The organism is Mesorhizobium sp. M1396 (assembly GCF_040317725.1).
Taxonomy (GTDB): Bacteria; Pseudomonadota; Alphaproteobacteria; order Rhizobiales; family Rhizobiaceae; genus Mesorhizobium.
On the sequence record NZ_JAMYLA010000015.1, the window covers coordinates 16,815 to 34,752 of the forward strand.

18 protein-coding genes are annotated in these 17,938 nt (G+C 63.4%); 10 read left to right on the forward strand and 8 right to left on the reverse strand.

Annotation, left to right across the window (positions count from 1 at the left end):
- Window positions 1-118 precede the first annotated feature (118 nt).
- From NKH02_RS12035 to NKH02_RS12045, 3 genes are all read left to right on the forward strand, one after another.
- Window positions 119-760: a hypothetical protein gene (locus tag NKH02_RS12035; RefSeq protein WP_352878938.1), complete on the forward strand. Its 642-nt coding sequence runs from the start codon at window positions 119-121 to the stop codon at window positions 758-760.
- Between the two features lie 20 nt (window positions 761-780).
- Complete coding sequence (gene hpt, locus NKH02_RS12040; RefSeq protein ID WP_352867923.1) at window positions 781-1,323, forward strand: hypoxanthine phosphoribosyltransferase; 543 nt, start codon at window positions 781-783, stop codon at window positions 1,321-1,323.
- Window positions 1,324-1,397: 74 nt separating this feature from the next.
- Window positions 1,398-1,769 (forward strand): response regulator, encoded by a 372-nt coding sequence (locus tag NKH02_RS12045; protein ID WP_352878940.1) that lies wholly within the window; start codon window positions 1,398-1,400, stop codon window positions 1,767-1,769.
- Here the strand turns inward: NKH02_RS12045 and NKH02_RS12050 are convergent, their stop codons facing one another.
- A complete protein-coding gene (locus tag NKH02_RS12050; protein ID WP_352878943.1) occupies window positions 1,770-2,717 on the reverse strand; it encodes a DMT family transporter in 948 nt (315 codons plus the stop codon).
- A gap of 223 nt (window positions 2,718-2,940) precedes the next feature.
- Here NKH02_RS12050 and NKH02_RS12055 point away from each other — a divergent pair, with 223 nt between their 5' ends.
- Entirely contained in the window at window positions 2,941-3,822 is an 882-nt protein-coding gene (locus NKH02_RS12055) for a LysR family transcriptional regulator (RefSeq protein WP_352878945.1), read from the forward strand.
- On the opposite strand, the gene NKH02_RS12060 is transcribed toward NKH02_RS12055, so the two are convergent.
- From NKH02_RS12060 to NKH02_RS12070, 3 genes are all read right to left on the reverse strand, one after another.
- A complete protein-coding gene (locus NKH02_RS12060) occupies window positions 3,801-4,019 on the reverse strand; it encodes a glyoxalase superfamily protein (protein ID WP_352878948.1) in 219 nt (72 codons plus the stop codon). The two genes, NKH02_RS12055 and NKH02_RS12060, sit on opposite strands and share 22 nt — an antisense overlap.
- Before the next feature lie 206 nt (window positions 4,020-4,225).
- A complete protein-coding gene (locus NKH02_RS12065; RefSeq protein WP_352878950.1) occupies window positions 4,226-6,814 on the reverse strand; it encodes a TIGR02302 family protein in 2,589 nt (862 codons plus the stop codon).
- 219 nt (window positions 6,815-7,033) lie between these two features.
- Entirely contained in the window at window positions 7,034-7,975 is a 942-nt protein-coding gene (locus NKH02_RS12070; protein WP_352878953.1) for a threonine/serine dehydratase, read from the reverse strand.
- A gap of 50 nt (window positions 7,976-8,025) precedes the next feature.
- Here NKH02_RS12070 and NKH02_RS12075 point away from each other — a divergent pair, with 50 nt between their 5' ends.
- Entirely contained in the window at window positions 8,026-8,328 is a 303-nt protein-coding gene (locus tag NKH02_RS12075; RefSeq protein ID WP_352659115.1) for an ArsR/SmtB family transcription factor, read from the forward strand.
- A gap of 32 nt (window positions 8,329-8,360) precedes the next feature.
- Here NKH02_RS12075 and lysA read toward each other — a convergent pair whose 3' ends face one another.
- The 3 genes from lysA to argH all read right to left on the reverse strand — a co-directional run bounded on the left by lysA (window position 8,361) and on the right by argH (window position 11,426).
- Entirely contained in the window at window positions 8,361-9,629 is a 1,269-nt protein-coding gene (gene lysA, locus NKH02_RS12080; RefSeq protein WP_352878956.1) for a diaminopimelate decarboxylase, read from the reverse strand.
- Between the two features lie 72 nt (window positions 9,630-9,701).
- Complete coding sequence (locus NKH02_RS12085) at window positions 9,702-9,908, reverse strand: lipoprotein (RefSeq protein ID WP_352878959.1); 207 nt, start codon at window positions 9,906-9,908, stop codon at window positions 9,702-9,704.
- 117 nt (window positions 9,909-10,025) lie between these two features.
- A complete protein-coding gene (argH, locus tag NKH02_RS12090) occupies window positions 10,026-11,426 on the reverse strand; it encodes an argininosuccinate lyase (RefSeq protein WP_352878961.1) in 1,401 nt (466 codons plus the stop codon).
- A 35-nt stretch (window positions 11,427-11,461) separates the two neighbouring features.
- Here argH and tlpA point away from each other — a divergent pair, with 35 nt between their 5' ends.
- Window positions 11,462-12,151, forward strand: a complete 690-nt coding sequence (gene tlpA, locus NKH02_RS12095; protein WP_352878964.1) for a thiol:disulfide interchange protein TlpA — start codon at window positions 11,462-11,464, stop codon at window positions 12,149-12,151.
- 63 nt (window positions 12,152-12,214) lie between these two features.
- Here the strand turns inward: tlpA and NKH02_RS12100 are convergent, their stop codons facing one another.
- Window positions 12,215-13,255: an endonuclease/exonuclease/phosphatase family protein gene (locus NKH02_RS12100; RefSeq protein WP_352878967.1), complete on the reverse strand. Its 1,041-nt coding sequence runs from the start codon at window positions 13,253-13,255 to the stop codon at window positions 12,215-12,217.
- Between the two features lie 244 nt (window positions 13,256-13,499).
- Between NKH02_RS12100 and NKH02_RS12105 the strand changes: the two genes are divergently transcribed.
- From NKH02_RS12105 to NKH02_RS12120, 4 genes are all read left to right on the forward strand, one after another.
- Window positions 13,500-14,852 carry an extracellular solute-binding protein gene (locus NKH02_RS12105; RefSeq protein WP_352878969.1) on the forward strand — a complete coding sequence of 451 codons (1,353 nt, stop codon included), beginning with the start codon at window positions 13,500-13,502 and terminating at the stop codon, window positions 14,850-14,852.
- 111 nt (window positions 14,853-14,963) lie between these two features.
- Window positions 14,964-15,848, forward strand: a complete 885-nt coding sequence (locus NKH02_RS12110; RefSeq protein WP_352878972.1) for a carbohydrate ABC transporter permease — start codon at window positions 14,964-14,966, stop codon at window positions 15,846-15,848.
- A 7-nt stretch (window positions 15,849-15,855) separates the two neighbouring features.
- Window positions 15,856-16,770 (forward strand): ABC transporter permease subunit, encoded by a 915-nt coding sequence (locus NKH02_RS12115; RefSeq protein WP_352878974.1) that lies wholly within the window; start codon window positions 15,856-15,858, stop codon window positions 16,768-16,770.
- Between the two features lie 18 nt (window positions 16,771-16,788).
- Window positions 16,789-17,889: a sn-glycerol-3-phosphate import ATP-binding protein UgpC gene (locus NKH02_RS12120; RefSeq protein ID WP_352878977.1), complete on the forward strand. Its 1,101-nt coding sequence runs from the start codon at window positions 16,789-16,791 to the stop codon at window positions 17,887-17,889.
- Window positions 17,890-17,938: the final 49 nt, after the last annotated feature.

The window sequence follows — 17,938 nt, forward strand, 5'->3', positions numbered from 1 at the left end:
GCGGTTAATTCCTGCGTTCTTTCGGTTCGTCACGAGGGCTCCGGTGGGGAAGCGTTAACCATTTGTGTTTACGCAAAAAGAAACGAAAAGCGAACACGTTCTGCAATGCTGGGGCCATATGGCTGACGATCGAACCGCGCGCCCGGTTTCCGGCGAAATCATGACCGATCCGGCGGCAATTGCCGTAGCGGACCGGTTCATGCGTGGTTCGGCGGCCGACATCGTCGATGCCGACTATGTGGTGATGCCGCGTCTTGTCCCTGTCGTGGAAAGCGTTTTGCCGCTGCCGCGTGCGACCGTCACACCGGCCATCGAGGGCATGGACATGCTGCGCAAGCCCGAGGCCCCGGCGGAGCGGCCACCGGCCTCGCGCGGCGGGCCGATCTTCTGGGTCGCCGGCCTAGGGGCCGCCCTTGCCGCCTTCTGGGTCTCGGGTGGGCATGCGCTGGTGCGCCAGGCGCCGTTCCTGTCCGGCGCGCAGGCGTCGGCGCTCAGCATTTCAGGCGTCACGTCTCGCATCGACGCGTCGGGGCCGAACCCCGCGCTGTTCGTCGGTGGCGAGGCCGCCAACGATGGTGCGAAACCGGTGCGGCTGCCGCCGCTCGAAATTCGGGTGACGAGCAATGACGGGCGTACAACCCGCTATACGTTGGGGACATCCGGCCGCGCGCTGGCGCCGCGCGAAAGATTCGGCTTTGCCAGCCGGCTCGACGTGCCTAAGAACGGCGTAAGAACCGTTTTAGTCACTTTCGCTCAATAGGCGACTATCGAGGAACACCAATGCCAATCGTACGCGGCAAGGACATCGAAGTCCTGTTTTCAGCATCGGCGATCGCCCGGCGCAACCTTGAGCTCGCCAAGGAGATCGCCGGCCACGACTATCACGATCTGCTGGTGATTTCGGTGCTGAAGGGCTCGTTCATCTTCGCCGCTGACCTTATCCGCGCCATGCACGATGTCGGCCTGTCGCCGGAGGTCGAGTTCATCTTCATCTCCAGCTATGGCGCTGGCACCACCAGCGGCGAGGTGAAGGTGCTGCGCGACATCGACAATGAGGTCGCCGGCCGCGACGTGCTGTTGATCGACGACATTCTCGAATCGGGCAAGACGCTGAGCTTCACCCGCGACCTGATGCTGTCGCGTGGCGCCAAGAGCTGTTCCGTCGCCGTGCTGCTCGACAAGCGCATGCGCCGCCAGACCGCGCTCAATGCCGACTATGTCGGCTTCGACTGCCCCGACTATTTCGTCGTCGGCTACGGCATGGATGTCGCGCACGCTTTTCGCGAACTGCCGTTTGTCGGCGTCGTGAAAGGGGACGCGTGAGCGACTTCAAAAAGGTTTGTTGATCCTCCGCGCTTTCAGAAAAAGTCAACTTTTCAGCGCCAAGTATGCCGGTCATGGCAAAGCTTCTGATCGTCGAGGACGATGAGTCCGTACGCACCCTGGCCGCCCGCGCCCTTGAACGCGCCGGGCATACAATCGATATCGCGGCGGACGGCGCGCAAGGGCTTTCGCTGATCCAGGCCGCGCGTGGCGGCTACGATCTCGTCGTCTCCGACATCCGCATGCCGGAGATGGACGGCATCGAGATGGCGATCACGGCGGCAGCGCTCTTTCCGGCGATGAAGATCATGCTGATGACCGGCTATGCCGACCAGCGCGAGCGCGCCGAGGAATTGGACGGCATCATCCTCGATGTCGTGCAGAAGCCCTTCACGCTGGCAGAAATCCGCTCGCGCGTCGAACGGGCTCTGATCTGCTTCGCCTGATCAGGCGGGATCGGCAGCAGTGAGCGCGGGTGGAGCGCTCTTGCGCCGTTCGGTGTTGAGCGCCAGCAGGCCGGCGCCGATTATGAGGGCCGCTCCGATCACGGTCGTCGATCGCGGCACTTCGGCGAAGAACAGGAAACCCCACAGCGGCGACCACAGAATGCCGGTGTATTCGAAGGTGGCAACGCGGTTGGCCGGCGCCATCCGGTAGGCCTGCGACAGCAGGATCATGCCGGCGGAAGCGACGAAACCGCAGGCCGCCATCTTGAGAAAATCCGGCAGGGTCGGCCAAAGCCAGGGCCGCACCAGGAATTCCAGGCTCGGGTGGGCGGCGTGGGTGATGCCGGCCAGGTGAAACGCGCCGGCAACCACGGCGGCGCCTACCAGATAGGCGCCGTTCTGATAGAAGGCCATGACGGTGGACGATTCGGTATCGCCGATCTTGCGGGCCATCAACTGCGAAAAACCGTAGAGCGCCGCCGAGCCCAGCGACAGCAGTGCCGCCCAGTCGAACAGCCCAGCGCCCGGGCGCAGCATCACAAGGACGCCGAACAGCCCGATCAGCACGGTTGCCATCGTTTGCCAGGAGACGCGCTCGCCAAGATACGGCCCGGCCAGCGCCATGATGAACAGCGGCGCCATGAAGTAGAGCGCCACCGCGTCGGCGAGCGGCAAAGCGGCGATGGCGAGATAGTACATCGTATAGGAGGTGAACTGGATGAAGGCGCGCATCGTCAGCATGCCGAATCGCTTCGACAGGATCGCCGGCAGGCCGACATCGGCATGGACCAGAACAATCAGGATCGGCAAGGCGACGATCGATCGGATCGCCATCACCTCGGTCACCGGATAACCGCCCGACACGGCTTTGACGAGCGGGTCCTGCAACGAGAAGACCAGCACGCCGAGACACAGGCTCAGGATGCCGCGCACCATCCGGTTCCGCATGACGATTCCAGGCTCCAGTACCGCGACCGCAAGCACGCTTGCCGCAAGCTAAAAAGAACCCGCCACCGTTTCGGGCAGCGGGCACGAGTGAGGACTCTTGATTGGTCCGCGGCTGATTTCGCAGCCGCATATCCAATGGGAGTGGCCACTATCATCCTGCGTTTGACATGTTGCAAACGAATTGGGATGATACCAGCGATCAAATTTCCTTATGGCGGATTTCATGCGACCGACCCTCGACAGCGACCTCCTGCGCACCTTCGTCGCGATTGCCGAGACCGGCAATTTCACCAAGGCGGCGGAGCAGGCCGGCCGCACCCAGTCGGCGGTGTCGATGCAGATGAAGAAGCTCGAAGAGCTGATCGGCGACAGCCTGTTCGAGCGCGGCTCGCGCGGCGTCGCGCTGACGCGGCGCGGCGGCGAACTCATCGTCAATGCCCGCCGCATCGTCTCGCTGCTCGACGAGACGGCGGCGTCGATGGCGGCGGCGCCGCTTGGCGGGCCGGTGCGCATCGGCATTCCGGAGGAGTATGGCCACGCCATCCTGTCGCGCGCGCTCGGCGCCTTTTCGAAGCGCCACACGCAGGTCGAGGTCACCGTGCGCTATGCGCATTCGGGGGCACAGATAGCGGCGCTTGCTGCGGGCGAACTCGATCTGTGCGTGGTGTTCGAATGGCAGGATCCTGCGGGCGGCGAAGTGCTGATGCACGATCCTACCGTGTGGGTGACGTCGACCCTGCATCACATGCATGAGGAACAGCCGGTGCCGATCGCGCTCTACAACCGGGCCGGCTGGTGCAAGGACTTCGCCATCAAATCACTGGAGCAGCGCGGTCTTGCCTATCGTGTCGCCTATACCAGCGACACCACCGGCGGCCTCAAGCTCGCCGTCACCTCCGGACTGGCGATCGCGCCGATTTCGCGCAGCAACATCCCAAGCGGCTGTCGCGAACTGACGACCGCGGACGGGTTCGGCGCCATCGATTCCTCGAATGTGGTGATGCACCGCAACCCGAATGCGTCAGGCGAGGCGATCGACGGCATGCAGGAGGCAATCCGCGAGGCGTTCGTCAACAGGCTGAATCAGCCGGCGGCATCCTCGTAGAAATGCAGGCGGTTGCCGAACGGGAGACCGATACCTCGTGGGTCATCCATGGCGTTTTCTTCCAGGCCGGGCCTAGCGAAGTGGTATTTCTTGCTGATCAATTCGCCATGCAGCGCCGCGATATCCTCGACCCTGATGCGCACGGCAATGCCGAGGCACCGTCGCCGCGTTGTCGTCAAAGCTATGCCCCAACGCACTTCGAAGCCGAGGAAGCCGACTTAGAATTCACGCGCCTTGGCAATATCGAAGATGCGCAGGATGGGCGTGACAGCGCCAAGTTTGGGCATTGTAGTGCAACCGTCCGGGAGGGTTTTCGGGTGTGGTCGAGGCGGGGCGGCAATCCCTTTGTTGTTTTATCGCAATTCCGGACGGAAAACCGCTTCACACTTTTCCTGGAATTGCTCTATTTCAGCTCAAGCAGCCGTTCCAGATAGCTGCGTTCGATGTCGGGACTCAGCGCGTTGCCGAGCCGCTTGCGGATCGCTTCCAGAATCTGACGGGCGCGCTGCACATCGATCTCGTCGGGCACCTTCACCGAATCACCGAAATCGGGCCCCTGGCTGGCGCGTGGCCGGCCGAGCGGGTCACGATCGGCATTCTGCTGGCGGCCGCCTTGTTCGCTGCCGCCCTGGTCGCCCTGCATGGCCTGCATCTGCTTCATCATGTCCTTGGCGCCCTTGCGCAGCGCTTCCAGCGCCCGGCCCTGATGGCCCACGGCCTCATCGCCTTCGCCCTCGCCGAGCGCCTGTTCGGCATTGCCCATGGATTTGCCGGCCTCGCCAAATCCTTCATTGGGCTCCATGCCCATGCCCTCGAGCCCCTTCTTCAACTGCTCGAGGTCGCTTTTCAGCTGGCCCTGACCTTGCTGCAGCTGCTTCAGCGCATCGGCGAATTCCTGCGGCGTCATCGGCTTCGGCTGGCCGCCCTCGTTCGGCTTGCCGTTTTCGCCTGATTGACCTTGTTGCTCGTCCTGGCCGAGCTGTTCGTCACGGTTCTCTCCGCGCTGGCGTTCGCCGCGCTGCATCTGGTCCATGCGGAAGGTGTCGTTCATCATCTCCTGCTGGCGGCGCAGGATATCGCCGAGCTTGTCCATCTGCTGGCGCATCTCGCTATCCTGCTGGCCGCCTTGCTGCTGACGGCCGGCCTGCAGATTGTTCATCATGTCCTGAAGTTGCGACAGCAATTGCTGCGCCTTGTCGCGGTCGCCCGACTTTGCCAGGTTCTCGATCTGATCCATCATGCGGTCGATATCGCTTTGGCGCAGTTCCTGGCCATTCTGCTGCATCTGCGGGGCGCTGGGATTCTGCTTGGCGCGCTCCGCGAATTCCTGCAGGAACTGGTTCATCGCCTCGCGCAGTTCCTTCATCGCCTTTTCGATTTCGGCGTCGCTGGCGCCATTCTTGATGGCGTCCTGCAATGCCTGCTGCGCCTGGCGCAGCCGCTTTTCCGCGGCCGAGAGATTGCCTTCCTCGATGCCGAGCGCGATTTCCCAGAGATAGGAGACCTCGCTGCGCAATTGATCGTCGCTGTCGGCCATCTTCAACCGGCTGCGGGCGCTCATGATGGCGAGGTAGTGGGACATGTTGTCGAACGTGTCTTCCGGCCGCAGCGTGATGGCGTCCATCAGGTCGAGCACGCGCGGCTTGGCATTGGCGTCGAGCGCGAGCAGGCGGCGCTGCTCGATCACGGCTCGCGCCAGCGGATTGGCGAACGGCCGCTCCGGCATCATCAGCGTCTTGGTTTCGCTTGATGCGGTGTGCCCGGCATCGTCGGTGGCAACCAGCGTCAGCTTGATGTTGCTGCCGGCCCAGACATGCTCGGTCAGGTCCTTGGAGGTCTTGGCCGCATTCGACTTGCCGCCGCGTCGCGGCAGCGAAAGCGGCATTTCAGGCGGACCATAGAGCGGATGCGCATTCGGTGCCTGCGGATCGGCGAGCGTGAACACCGTCTTGGCGGTCGCGGCGCCATAGTCGTCGTCGATCTGGTAGTTGAGTTCGAAGGCGCCGTTGGCGGCCCGCTTCGGCTCGCCGACGAAGCGGATCCGCGGCGGCTTGTCGGTTATGACCGCGAAGGCCCAGCGGCCGAGCTGATCCTCGCCCGATGTCAGCGTCAGCGTGCCGTCGCCGGTCAGCTTGCCGGTGAACTGGCGTATCTTGGACGGCGTCGCCGGGCTTGCCGCTGGCTTGGCTGTGGCGGCCTGCGGACCGGCCGGCTCGATGGCGCGGGAATTGCCACTCTTGTCGGCGTAGGCAAGCGTTTCCTCGCCCGAACCGCCGGTCACGCGCAACGACACATCGCTGCCTTCGGGAACGGTGAAGGTCGGCGTCGCCTGGTTGGCGTCGGCGGTCAGGAAGATCGGCGGCTTGCCGGTGTAGGCCGGTGGCGTCACCCAGGCGTCGATGCGCGGCGGCACGGTATCCTGCGCGCCACGGGCATTGAACCCGTCGCTGACTCTGCCGCCCGTCGGCCCGAAGGAGAAGGCGAAGGCGGTAACGAGCAAAAGTGCCGCCACCGCGCGCAGTCCCCAGGGGTCGCGCTCCGGCACCCGTGTACGCGGCAGGTCGGCGCCGAGGCTGTCGAGCTTTCCGGCCATGCGCTTCTGGTGCTCGCGCCAGAGCGCTTGCGAGAAGCTGCTTTCCCTACCGCTAGGCCGGTCGGTCTGCACCAGCACCGGGCTGTGCAGCAATTGATTGGCCGCCTCGATGCGGCGGTCGATTTCGGCGGCGCCCGGCAGGCGGAAGAAGCGCAGGGGATAGAGCGCGGCCAGCGCCGCGATGGCGAAGGCGGCGACAAGGCCGATACGCGCCATATCCGGCAGCCGGGAGAAGAGGCCGAGCCAGGAGACGCTGAGAAACAGGCTGGCGACGATGACGAGCGGAAGCATCAACGGCCAGCCACGCTCGACCATAATCGAGACCCGCGTCGCCAGCCGGCTCAGGGCAAGGCGCCCGGCCAGGCCGCGATCGCTGTTGAAGGTGGGTCGTCGCGTCATCGGCCCTTCCTCGAGCCCTATTCCATCCGAAAGAACCGGGACGGGGCTCTGTCTCCTTGAGCATGATCTGTTCCGAAAACCGGATTCCACTTTTCGGGGATCATGCTGTGGGCGGGCAGGATAGCCCAAGCCTCACGACTCGAAGAATACCAGCAAACACGGCAAAGGCGAGGCGGTTTGGAAAAACGTGAAGGCCGCTATTATAGTTCCATGCTGCAGTCAGAAGGTTGCGGGGTTCGCATTTGCCCCGCAGACCAGCACGGCGACGCGTTCGCCCGGCGCTGGCGAATAGCGGCCGGACAGGATCGCGGCAAAGGCGGCGGCGCCACCCGGCTCGGAAATGATGCGAACCCGGTTCCACAACGCCTTTTGCGCGGCGATGATGTCGTCGTCGCTGACCAGGATCGAGCGTTCGACAAAGGCCTCGGCGATCGCGAACATCATCTCGCCGACACGCTTTGGCGCCAGCGAATCGGCGGCGATGCCCTCGGCCGGCGCATCGACGGGGTGTCCGGCCTCAAAGGCGCGGTAAAGCGTTGGTGCCCCTTCCGGCTCGACGGCGATGATGCGGATGCGGCCGGCAAACCAGGCAGCGATGCCGCCGATCAGGCCGCCGCCGCCGACGGCGACCAGCAATGTGTCGATCTCAGGCAAATCGCTCTCGATTTCCAGCCCAAGCGTGCCCTGGCCGATCAGCGTCTCCTGCTGGTTGAAGGCATGGATCTGCAAGGCGCCGGTTTCCTCGGCGAACCGTTCGCTGGCGGCCAGTGCCTCGGCATAGCGGGCGCCGCCGACGATCAGATCGGCGCCGTAGGAGCGGATCCGCTCGAGCTTGGCCGGCGGGCTCACTTCGGGCACGAAAATGGTCGCCTTGTGGCCAAGCCGCATGGCGGCATAGGCGACGGCAGCACCATGGTTGCCGCCCGACGCGGCGACGACACCGGCCTCGGGAACCGGCCGTTCCAGGAGATTGGTGAAGGCGCCGCGCGCCTTGAACGAGCCGGAATGCTGCAGGCATTCGAGCTTCAGGTCGATCGTCAGCGGCGGCCGGCCGAAGTCGGCCATGTCGACGCGCAGCACCGGTGTGTGGCGCACGTAGGGGCGGATGCGCGGTTCCATCGCGGCAATGCGCTCGCGTGTGACGGTGTTGCCCTGTAACATGGTGATCTCCTCGGGATTGACAGTAATTAGTAACTTGGCAAAATGGCTAAATGCAAGAGGTCGATGTCTTCAAGGCGATTGCCAACGAACGCAGGCTGCAGATCCTCGACTGGCTGAAGGATCCGCGCGCGCATTTCCCACCCCAGGCGGATGGCGATCTGGTCGAGGACGGCGTCTGCGCGCTGCTGATCGCCGAGAAGCTCGGCATCACGCAGGCGACGCTCAGCGAGCATATGCGCGTGCTCACCCAAGCCGGCTTGTTGCGTGCCAGGCGCATCAAGCAATGGACATTCTATCGCCGCGACGAGGATAGGATCGCCGAAACAAGGGCGCTCATCCAGAACCGGCTATAGCGCTACCGTCGGCGTTCGAGACGATGTGGCCTCTATGCGAGCCAATCGGGTACGGAATCCAGCCCGATCAGGTCGTCATAGGACAGGCGCGGACGCACGACGTGGAAGCGGTCCCCGTCGACCAGAACTTCCGGCACCAGCAGGCGGGTGTTGTAGGTGCCTGCCTGCACCGCGCCATAGGCGCCGGCGGTGAAGACGGCAATCAGGTCGCCGGACTTCAGCCTGGGCAGATCGCGGTCGAGGCCGATATAATCGCCGGTCTCGCAGACCGGGCCGACAACGTCGACCATCATGCGCGGCGTGTCGGCCGGCGGCTGCACGACCGGACGGATGTCGTGGAAAGCATCGTAGAGCGTCGGTCGGATGAGATCGTTCATGGCGGCGTCGACGACCAGGAAGTTCTTGGCGTCGCCTTCCTTCACGAAGATCACTTCCGAGACGAGGATCCCGGCATTGCCTGATATCAGCCGGCCCGGCTCGAACATCACCTTCAATCCGAGCTTGCCGACATGCTTCCTGACGATCTGGGCATAAGCATCGGGGAGGGGCGGCGGATTGTTGTCGATGCGGTAGGGAATGCCGAGGCCTCCGCCGAGATCGATATGCTCGATGACATGGCCGTCAGTTCGCAACGCGCCGACCAGATCGACAAGCAGGGCGAAGGCGTCGTCGAAAGGCTGCAGCTCGGTGATCTGGCTGCCGATATGGGTGTCGATGCCGGTGATCTTGATGCCGGGAAGCTTTGCCGCGCGGGCATAGACCTGACGCGCCTTTTGCCACGGAACGCCGAACTTGTTCTCGGCCTTGCCGGTGGAAATCTTCTTGTGGGTCCTGGCGTCGACATCGGGATTGATGCGCAGCGAGATCGGCGCCACCTTGCCGAGCGCCACGGCTCGCGCCGACAGGAGCTCGAGTTCAGGCTCGGATTCAACGTTGAAACAGAGGATGCCGGCGGCAAGGGCAAAGTCCATTTCCCGTGCGGTCTTGCCGACGCCCGAAAACAGGATCTTGCTTGCCGGGATGCCGGCGGCCAGCGCCCGGCGCAACTCCCCTTCCGAAACCACGTCGGCGCCGGCACCGAGCTTCGCCAGCGTCCGCAGAACGGCTTGGTTGGAATTGGCCTTCATGGCGTAGCAGACCAGCGTTTCGAGCCCGGCAAAGGCCTGCGCGAACACCCGGTAGTGCCTGGTCAACGTGGCCGTCGAATAGCAGTAGAACGGCGTGCCGACCTGCGCGGCGATATCGGGGATCGCCACGTCCTCGGCATGGAGCACGCCGTCGCGGTAGTCGAAATGGTTCACGAGAGTGGTTCCGGAAGTTGGAGCACGATGAGATCGGGTTTAGAAGGACCAAAACCCAGTCGCATGGCTGCTCTAGATCAGCGGGTCGAGGATGAACTTCTTGTCCTCGACCGGTTTTTCCGGCTCCGGCGGTACTGGCTGGTGCGCCTTCGAGGCATCCTTGCGCGCTTGCACGGCTGCCTCATAGGGCGTGTCGAGACCGCCCCTCCTGCCGCAGGCCGAAACGGCCGCGATCGCCGCCAGAAGCGTCAGAGTCACCAAAATCCTGCTTCCGGTCATCGATCCATCCGTCCGAAACGTTTGCCAGCCGCCGCTTTTAGCCGAGTTCTCGGCGTATTGCACCCCGGATATTGCTGGTCGCAATATCAGGGATATTGCTGGTCGCAGCAGCCGGAATCACGCTTTCGCCAGTCGCTTTTTCCAGGTGCGGATCTGTTTCCTCACTTCCGACGGCGCGGTGCCGCCGAAACTGGTGCGGCTCTTGACCGAGTTCTGCACCGCCAGCACCGAAAATATGTCCGCCGTGATGCCGGGACTGATCGACTGCAGATCCTCCAGCGAGAGCTTCTCCAGCCCGACCTTCTTCTCTTCGGCCAGAGCCACCGCCCGGCCGGTGACATGATGTGCCTCGCGGAACGGCAGGCCGAGCGTGCGCACCAGCCAGTCGGCGAGGTCGGTCGCGGTCGCATGGCCGGCGCCGGCGGCCTTCTTCATCGCGGCCGCGTTGACCGTCATGTCCGAAACCATGCCGGTCATCGCGGCCAGCATCAGGTCCAGCGTCTCGGCGGCATCGAACACCGATTCCTTGTCTTCCTGCATGTCCTTGCCATAGGTCAAAGGCATGCCCTTCATCACCGTCAGCAGGCCGACCAGATGGCCGGTGACGCGGCCGGTCTTGCCGCGCACCAATTCGGCGGCATCGGGGTTCTTCTTCTGCGGCATGATCGAGGAGCCGGTGGAAAACGAGTCCGACAGCCTGACGAAGCCGAACTGCGGCGTCGACCAGATGATGATCTCCTCGGCCAGCCGCGACAGATGCGTGGCGCAGATCGCCGCCATGCCGAGGAACTCCAGCGCGAAATCGCGATCCGAAACGCTGTCGAGCGAATTGCGCATCGGCTCGCGGAAGCCGAGCGCCTTGGCGGTGCGGTGGCGGTCGATCGGGAAACTGGTGCCGGCGAGGGCCGCGGCACCGAGCGGGCTTTCGTCCATCCGCTCGATTGCATCGCGCGCACGCGACAGGTCGCGCGAAAACATTTCGACATAGGCCATGCAGTGATGGCCGAAGGTCACCGGTTGGGCCGCCTGCATATGGGTAAAGCCCGGCATCACCGTCGCCGCATGCTCCTCGGCCCGCTCCAGCAGTGCCTTGATCAGCCCTTTCAACGCCTCGGCGACGCGAAAGCACTCATCCTTGACCCACAGTCTCAAGTCGACCGCCACCTGGTCGTTGCGCGAGCGGGCGGTGTGCAGCCGGCCGGCCGCCGGACCGATCAGATCGGCAAGGCGCGCCTCGATATTCATGTGGATGTCTTCCAGCCGGGTCGAGAACTCGAAGCTGCCGGCCTCGATCTCTTTCAGGATCGTGTTCAGCCCGTGAGCGATTTTTTCTTGATCGGCCGCCGAAATAATGCCCGTTTGCGCCAGCATCTCGCTATGGGCGATCGAGCCTTTGATGTCCTGCGCATAGAGTTTGCGGTCGAAGGAGATCGACGCGTTGATCGCTTCCATGATCGCGGCCGGACCCGAGGCAAAACGTCCGCCCCACATCTGGTTGCTGGTTTTCTTGTCGCTCATGGCTATAACCCGTGCTTCGGAGCAGTTTTGAGAAAATGGCAGACGGCAATAGATTCTTCCCGGCCTCGCGCCTGATCCTCGCCGCCTTGGTGGCGGGCGCGCTGGCCGGCGCGGTCGCGGTATATGTCAGCGAGAGCCGGTCTGGCAACAATGCACCGGCACAAGCTGTCGTTGACGACAGCAAGGACGATGTCGCCTGCGCCGCCAAGAGCGATCGAGCCAAGAAGGTCGCGGCCTCGGCCACCGGTCAGGTCGCTGCACTGTTGCCGGCCGATCCGCCGCAATCCTTGAAGAGCCTCGCCTTCAATGGTCCGGACGGCAAGCCGATGACGCTTGCCGACCATGCCGGCAAGACGGTGCTGCTTAATTTGTGGGCGACATGGTGCGCGCCGTGCCGCGCCGAGATGCCGGCGCTCGATGCGCTGCAGAAGGAAATGGGCAGCGACGCCTTTCAGGTGGTCGCCGTCAATGTCGATGCCGGCGACGATGTGAAGCCGAAGAAATTCCTCAGCGATACCGGCGTCACGACGCTCGGCTATTACCGGGATTCGACGATGGCGCTGTTCAATGACCTCAAGAAGCGCGGCTTGGCGCTCGGCCTTCCCGTCACCATGCTGATCGACGGCGAGGGCTGCCTGCTCGCCCATATGAACGGCCCGGCCGAATGGTCGGGACCGGACGCCAGGAGACTGGTCGAGACGGCGCTCAAGCCCGAAAGCTTCTAGCGTCGGGTTTTCCGGAGAAGGGCGACTGACTACTTCTCTGGTGTAGCCGGCTGGCCGCGCTAGTCAGGCGATGCGAACCGTCACGACAATTGCTTCATGATCGGAGCTCGGGCTGCCGTCCGCAAGCACAGCCGGAAGGACGGCGGGGGCTGTTGCGACAAGGCCGCGCGTGAAGAACCAGTCGATGTGGCCGGTCGGGGTAGGATCGCCGAACTCGCGCCGCTGCGTGGGCAGGTCGAGCCTGTTGGCGGCCTTCCAGTCGTAACCGCGCCCGGCGAAGACCGCGAACAGCGGTTCATGGCGTTCGACATCGATCAGCCGATCAGGCTCGGCCGCGATGCGCGCCGCCCAGGCGTCGGGATCGTCGTGGCGGTCCTCATGGCTCGATGTCAGCGTGTTGAAGTCGCCGCCGAGCAGCACCGGCGCCTCTGGATCATATCTGTCGATGGCATCGAGAAGATGGCTGACCTGGATGGCCCGGCCGGCGGGATCGGTGCGGTTTTCCAGATGCACCGAGACGACCGTCACCCTGCGGTCGCCGATCTGCACCTGGCCACCGATGGCCATGCGCCCGCCGATTCGCGGCTGGCCCTGCTCCGGCCGGAACCAGCCGCCAGCCGCGTCGAGGCGGACCAGGAAAGGGCGAAGCAGCGGGATGGCGCTGGTCACGGCATTGCCGTGGAAGCCTTCCGTATTCGGGACGGCGCCGGTTGCAGCCTGCTCAGTCTCATTGCCGCCGCCGAGCTCGACGAATTCGACGCCATAGGCGAAGGCATGACCGAGACGGTCGGCAAGGGCGCGCAAGGGATGGCCGTTGCCTGAGCGCGCCATGCCTTCGTCGACCTCGGACAGCAGCACGACATCCGGTGACTGGTCGGCAAGCGTTGCCGCGATGGCATCGCCATGGCGCAGCCGTTCGACGTTCCAGGCCACGACGGTGAGCGTTTCGCCCGTGCCTTCGCGTGAAGCCTTACCGCCGATCTCGATCTGGCCAAGTGCCGGTGTGGCGCCGGCCAAACGAAGATGGGTGGCGCTATCACGGGGACCGTCGCGCATGGCCTGGCGCTCGGCGAGTGGAACATGTGTCAGCTGTGGCACCAGCATTTCATTGATCCCTTTAGCCGGATAATCATGACTGCTCTTCAGGTCTTTACGTCCTTGACAGCCGCCCTAGCTACCTAGAGCGCCGGCATGACATTTTCATGCCGGCGCAACCGCTGGAGGGAGGAGAGACAGGCTGTCCACAGGCCTGAGGGGCCACAGCAGAACTGTCACATACCTTCTCTAAGAGAGCGGGCAAGGACTTGCGTAAGACCCTTGTCAACAGCCACTCAAGAGGGAAGAAATCATGACCATCATCAAGCGGGGCTTTGCCGCCCTTGCCGTAGGCGCGCTCAGCATCGCGCTTGCCATGCCCGCCGTCGCAGAGCCGGTGAAATTCGATTTCTGGTTCGGCCTTTCGGGCGACCTTGCCCGCGTCGTCGACACTCTGTGCAAGAACTTCAACGCCTCGCAGGCCGACTATGAAGTCGTCTGCACCAGCCAGGGCAACTACGACGCCACGCTGCAGAACACGATCGCCGCCTTCCGCGCCGGCAAGCAGCCGGCCGTCGTCCAGGTCTATGATGTCGGCACTGCCACCATGATGCTGTCGGGCGCCTACAAGCCGGCCGACAAGCTGATGGAAGAAAACGGCTACAAGATCGACTACGCCGACTATTTCCCCGGCATCGCCCGCTACTACGCGACCTCGAAGGGCGAGATGCTGTCCTTCCCGTTCAATTCCTCGACCGCGCTGATGTACTGGAACAAGGACGCCTTCGCCGAGATTGGCAAGACCGAAGCGCCGAAGACCTGGGAAGACGTTGGCACCGATCTTCAGGCAATGAAGGACGCCGGCTATGAATGCCCGATGGCGATCAATATCTCGGCCAACGAAAGCTGGCAGCTGATGGAGCAGTTCTCGGCCATCCACAATCAGCCGATCGCCACCAGGAACAATGGCTATGACGGCCTCGACGCGCGTCTGGAAGTCAACAAGACCAAGTTCGTCCAATACGTGACCGACCTAAGGAAGTGGTATGATGCCGGCCTGATCAAGATCAAGTCGAAGGACCTCGGCCAGGACATGGTCCAGGCCTTCGCCTCCGGCACCTGCCAAGTCATCATGACTTCGGTCGGCGACCACGGCACGGTCGGCAAGACGCAGAAGGCAGGCATGAACTGGGATGTCGCCGAATTGCCCGTCTATGCCGGCACCGAGCGCAAGAATTCACTCGTCGGCGGCGCTTCGCTTTGGGTTCTCTCCGGCAAGTCGGATGCCGAATACAAGGGCGCGGCCGCGTTCCTCAACTTCATCCATGACCCCAAGACCGCCCTGTTCTGGTCGACCAACACCGGCTACATCCCGGTGACCAAGTCGGGCTTCGACTACATGAAGTCCACCGGCTTCTACGACAAGGCGCCCTACAAGGGCCGCGAAGTCGCGATCGCCAGCCTGACCGCGTCCGAGCCGACCGAAATCACCCGCGGCGTGCGGCTGGGCAATTTCACCCAGATCCGCGCCGAGTTCGGCACCCAGATGCAGGCGATCTTCGCCAACAAGGTCAGTGTCCAGGAAGGCCTCGACACGCTGGTCAAGAATGGCGACGCCATCCTCGACCGCTTCCAGCAGACCTATCCGGGCAAGACCCTGCCCTGACCCACAGGCGATTTTCAGGCCGCCCGTCGAGCCTCATGCTTGAGTCGACGGGCGGGTGTTTCGCGTATCTAATGCACACGTGACTGGCCGTTGAGCGGCATCGGCGGACCGATGGAAAAACGCGTTACCTTTGGCAGCTGGACGATCGGCATCCTTTTCGCGGTGCCTCAGCTCCTCTTGATCTTCACCTTCTTCTACTGGCCCGCCGGTCAGGCCGTGTACTGGTCGCTGACGCTGCAGCAGCCTTGGGGCGGCGGCAACATCTGGGTCGGGCTCGACAATTTCCGCTCGATCCTCTCCAATACCGACTACTGGAACTCGATCATCGCCAGTGTTGTCTTTGCCGCCGTCAGCACCGGGCTTGCGATGTTCATTGGCCTCTTGCTGGCCGCCTTGACCGATCGGCAACTTGCCGGATCGCGCTTCTATCGCGTGGTGCTGATCTGGCCTTACGGCATCGCGGCGCCGGCGCTGGCAATGGCGTTCCGCTTCATCCTTGCGCCGGAAGCCGGCTTCATGGCCGTCGTCAACCAGGTCTGGCCCGGCTTCTGGGATCCCGGCCTTGACGGCACAGATGCCATGGCCTCGATCATCATCGCCTTTTCCTGGAAGTATGTCGGCTACAACTTCATCTTCTTCCTCGCCGCGTTCCAGGCCATTCCGCGTTCGCTGATAGAGGCAGCCGCAATGGACGGCTCCGGCGTCGTCAGGCGCTTCTGTGACATCCAGTTCCCGCTGATCACGCCGACGATCTTCTTCCTGCTGGTCATCAACATCACCGAGAGCTTCCAGGATTCCTTCGGCATCGTTGACATCATGACCGCCGGCGGCCCTGCGAACGCCACCAATCTGATGGTCTACAAGATCTATTCCGACGGCTTCAAAGGCCTCGATTATTCGGGCGCCGCCGCGCAGAGCATCATCCTGATGGTGCTCATCGTCGTGCTGACCATTTTCCAGTTCCGCTTCATCGAGCGGCGCGTGCACTACAGGTGATGCCGATATGGTAGAGCGCACCCCCTTCCTCAATTTCTTCACGCATCTGATCCTGTTCATCGGCTTCGTCTTGTGCGTCGCGCCGTTCGTGATCGTCGCCATCGCGGCGTCGCACAATCTCAGGGATGTCAACGACGTACCGATGTCGCTGCTGCCGGGCAGCGACTTCTGGCTGAACATCAAGACGGCCTGGACGACGGCCGACCTCGGCCCCAAGCTTCTGAACAGTTTCATCATGGCCGTCGGCGTCGCGGCGGGCAAAGTGATCATATCGGCGCTCACCGCCTTCTCGATCGTCTATTTCCGCTATCCCGGCCGCACCTTCATATTCTGGCTGATCTTCGTGACGCTGATGCTGCCGCTGGAAGTGCGCATCGTGCCGACCTACGCGGTCGTCGCCAATGTGCTGTCGCCCTATCAGACCATCCTCGACCTGACCGGAATCAGCTGGCTGATCGAGAAGGTATCGGGCGTCCAGGTTTCGCTCAACCTCGGCCTTCTCAATTCCTATACCGGCCTGATCCTGCCGCTGGTCGCGACCGCCACCGGGACCTTCCTGTACCGGCAGTTCTTCCTCACCGTTCCGGATGAACTGACCGAGGCCGCGCGCATGGACGGCGCCGGCGCGCTGCGTTTCTTCATCGACATCCTGCTGCCGCTGTCGCGCAACAACATGGCCGCGCTTGGGACCATCATGTTCCTGTGGGCGTGGAACCAGTATCTGTGGCCGTTGCTGATCACCACCGACCAGTCGCATGCGACGGCGGTCACGGAACTCAAGCAGCTCATCCCCAATGTCGGCGGCATTCCGGAATGGAACATCGCCATGGCCGGAACGCTTATCGTCATGTTGCCGCCGCTGATCGTTGTCGTGGCCATGCAGCGCTGGTTCGTGCGCGGCCTGATCGCCACCGAAAAGTGACCTGAAAGGAGACGAAAGATGGCCTCCATCACCATTCGCGACGTCAAGAAAAGCTACGCCAAAATGCAGGTCGTGCATGGCGTCGACCTCGACATCGCATCGGGCGAATTCGTCGTCATCCTCGGGCCATCAGGCTGCGGAAAGTCCACGCTGCTTCGGATGATCGCGGGACTGGAGGACATATCCGGCGGCGAGATCGCTATCGATGACACCGTGGTCAACAATTTGGAGCCGCGTGAGCGCGGCTGCGCCATGGTGTTCCAGAACTACGCGCTCTATCCGCATATGAGCGTAGCGCAGAACATCGGCTATTCGCTCAAGGTCGCGGGCGTTGCCGCCGCCGAGCGCCAGCTGCGCATCCAGGCGGTCGCCCGCACGCTGGAGCTCGAACATCTGCTCGACCGCAAGCCGATGGCGCTGTCCGGCGGCCAAAGGCAGCGCGTCGCCATGGGCCGGGCGATGATCCGCGAGCCCAAGGTTTTTCTCTTTGACGAACCGCTGTCCAATCTTGACGCGAAACTGCGCGTCCAGATGCGCTCGGAGATCCGCAAGCTGCATCGCCGGCTGAAAGCGACGTCTGTCTTCGTAACCCATGACCAGGTCGAGGCGATGACGCTTGCCGACCGGCTGGTGGTGATGAATGGCGGGCGCGTCGAACAGGTCGGCACGCCAGCCCAGATCTACAGCCGTCCGGCCAGCCGTTTCGTCGCCACCTTCGTCGGTGCGCCGGCCATGAACATTCTTGAAGGCACGGTGGACCTCGACGGGGTCTCGCTGCTCGCCGGCAGCCGGCATCTTGCCGTTCCACGCGCCGGCCTGGCGGTCGGCACGCGGGTGGCGGTCGGTATCCGGCCGGAAGCCGTGCGGCTGGTGGCGCCGGGCACCGCAGGCGCGCTCAATGCGACCGTCGACCTGGTCGAGGAACTGGGCGCGGGCCGCGTCATCTATGTCGATCTAGACGGCGCGCCGTTTTCCGTCATGACCTCGGAGGCCGTCCACCCGGAACCCGGCAGCGCGGTGGGTCTGCGGTTTTCGCCCGATGATCTGCATTTCTTCTCGTCGGACGCGGGAACCCGTCTCGAGGTCTTCAAGGCTTCGGTACCGGAACCGGCATTTTGATTTCTGAAGCCATTGTCGCCGATGACTGGACCGGCACCACCGGCAAGGC

Bases quoted from the DNA above. Each gene is read 5' to 3' on its own strand.
- NKH02_RS12035 (WP_352878938.1), top strand. From the start codon at position 119: ATGGCTGACGATCGAACCGCGCGCCCGGTTTCCGGCGAAATCATGACC.
- hpt (WP_352867923.1), top strand. From the start codon at position 781: ATGCCAATCGTACGCGGCAAGGACATCGAAGTCCTGTTTTCAGCATCG.
- NKH02_RS12045 (WP_352878940.1), top strand. From the start codon at position 1,398: ATGGCAAAGCTTCTGATCGTCGAGGACGATGAGTCCGTACGCACCCTG.
- NKH02_RS12050 (WP_352878943.1), bottom strand. From the start codon at position 2,717: ATGCGGAACCGGATGGTGCGCGGCATCCTGAGCCTGTGTCTCGGCGTG.
- NKH02_RS12055 (WP_352878945.1), top strand. From the start codon at position 2,941: ATGCGACCGACCCTCGACAGCGACCTCCTGCGCACCTTCGTCGCGATT.
- NKH02_RS12065 (WP_352878950.1), bottom strand. From the start codon at position 6,814: ATGACGCGACGACCCACCTTCAACAGCGATCGCGGCCTGGCCGGGCGC.
- NKH02_RS12070 (WP_352878953.1), bottom strand. From the start codon at position 7,975: ATGTTACAGGGCAACACCGTCACACGCGAGCGCATTGCCGCGATGGAA.
- NKH02_RS12075 (WP_352659115.1), top strand. From the start codon at position 8,026: ATGCAAGAGGTCGATGTCTTCAAGGCGATTGCCAACGAACGCAGGCTG.
- NKH02_RS12085 (WP_352878959.1), bottom strand. From the start codon at position 9,908: ATGACCGGAAGCAGGATTTTGGTGACTCTGACGCTTCTGGCGGCGATC.
- argH (WP_352878961.1), bottom strand. From the start codon at position 11,426: ATGAGCGACAAGAAAACCAGCAACCAGATGTGGGGCGGACGTTTTGCC.
- tlpA (WP_352878964.1), top strand. From the start codon at position 11,462: ATGGCAGACGGCAATAGATTCTTCCCGGCCTCGCGCCTGATCCTCGCC.
- NKH02_RS12100 (WP_352878967.1), bottom strand. From the start codon at position 13,255: ATGCTGGTGCCACAGCTGACACATGTTCCACTCGCCGAGCGCCAGGCC.
- NKH02_RS12105 (WP_352878969.1), top strand. From the start codon at position 13,500: ATGACCATCATCAAGCGGGGCTTTGCCGCCCTTGCCGTAGGCGCGCTC.
- NKH02_RS12110 (WP_352878972.1), top strand. From the start codon at position 14,964: ATGGAAAAACGCGTTACCTTTGGCAGCTGGACGATCGGCATCCTTTTC.
- NKH02_RS12115 (WP_352878974.1), top strand. From the start codon at position 15,856: ATGGTAGAGCGCACCCCCTTCCTCAATTTCTTCACGCATCTGATCCTG.
- NKH02_RS12120 (WP_352878977.1), top strand. From the start codon at position 16,789: ATGGCCTCCATCACCATTCGCGACGTCAAGAAAAGCTACGCCAAAATG.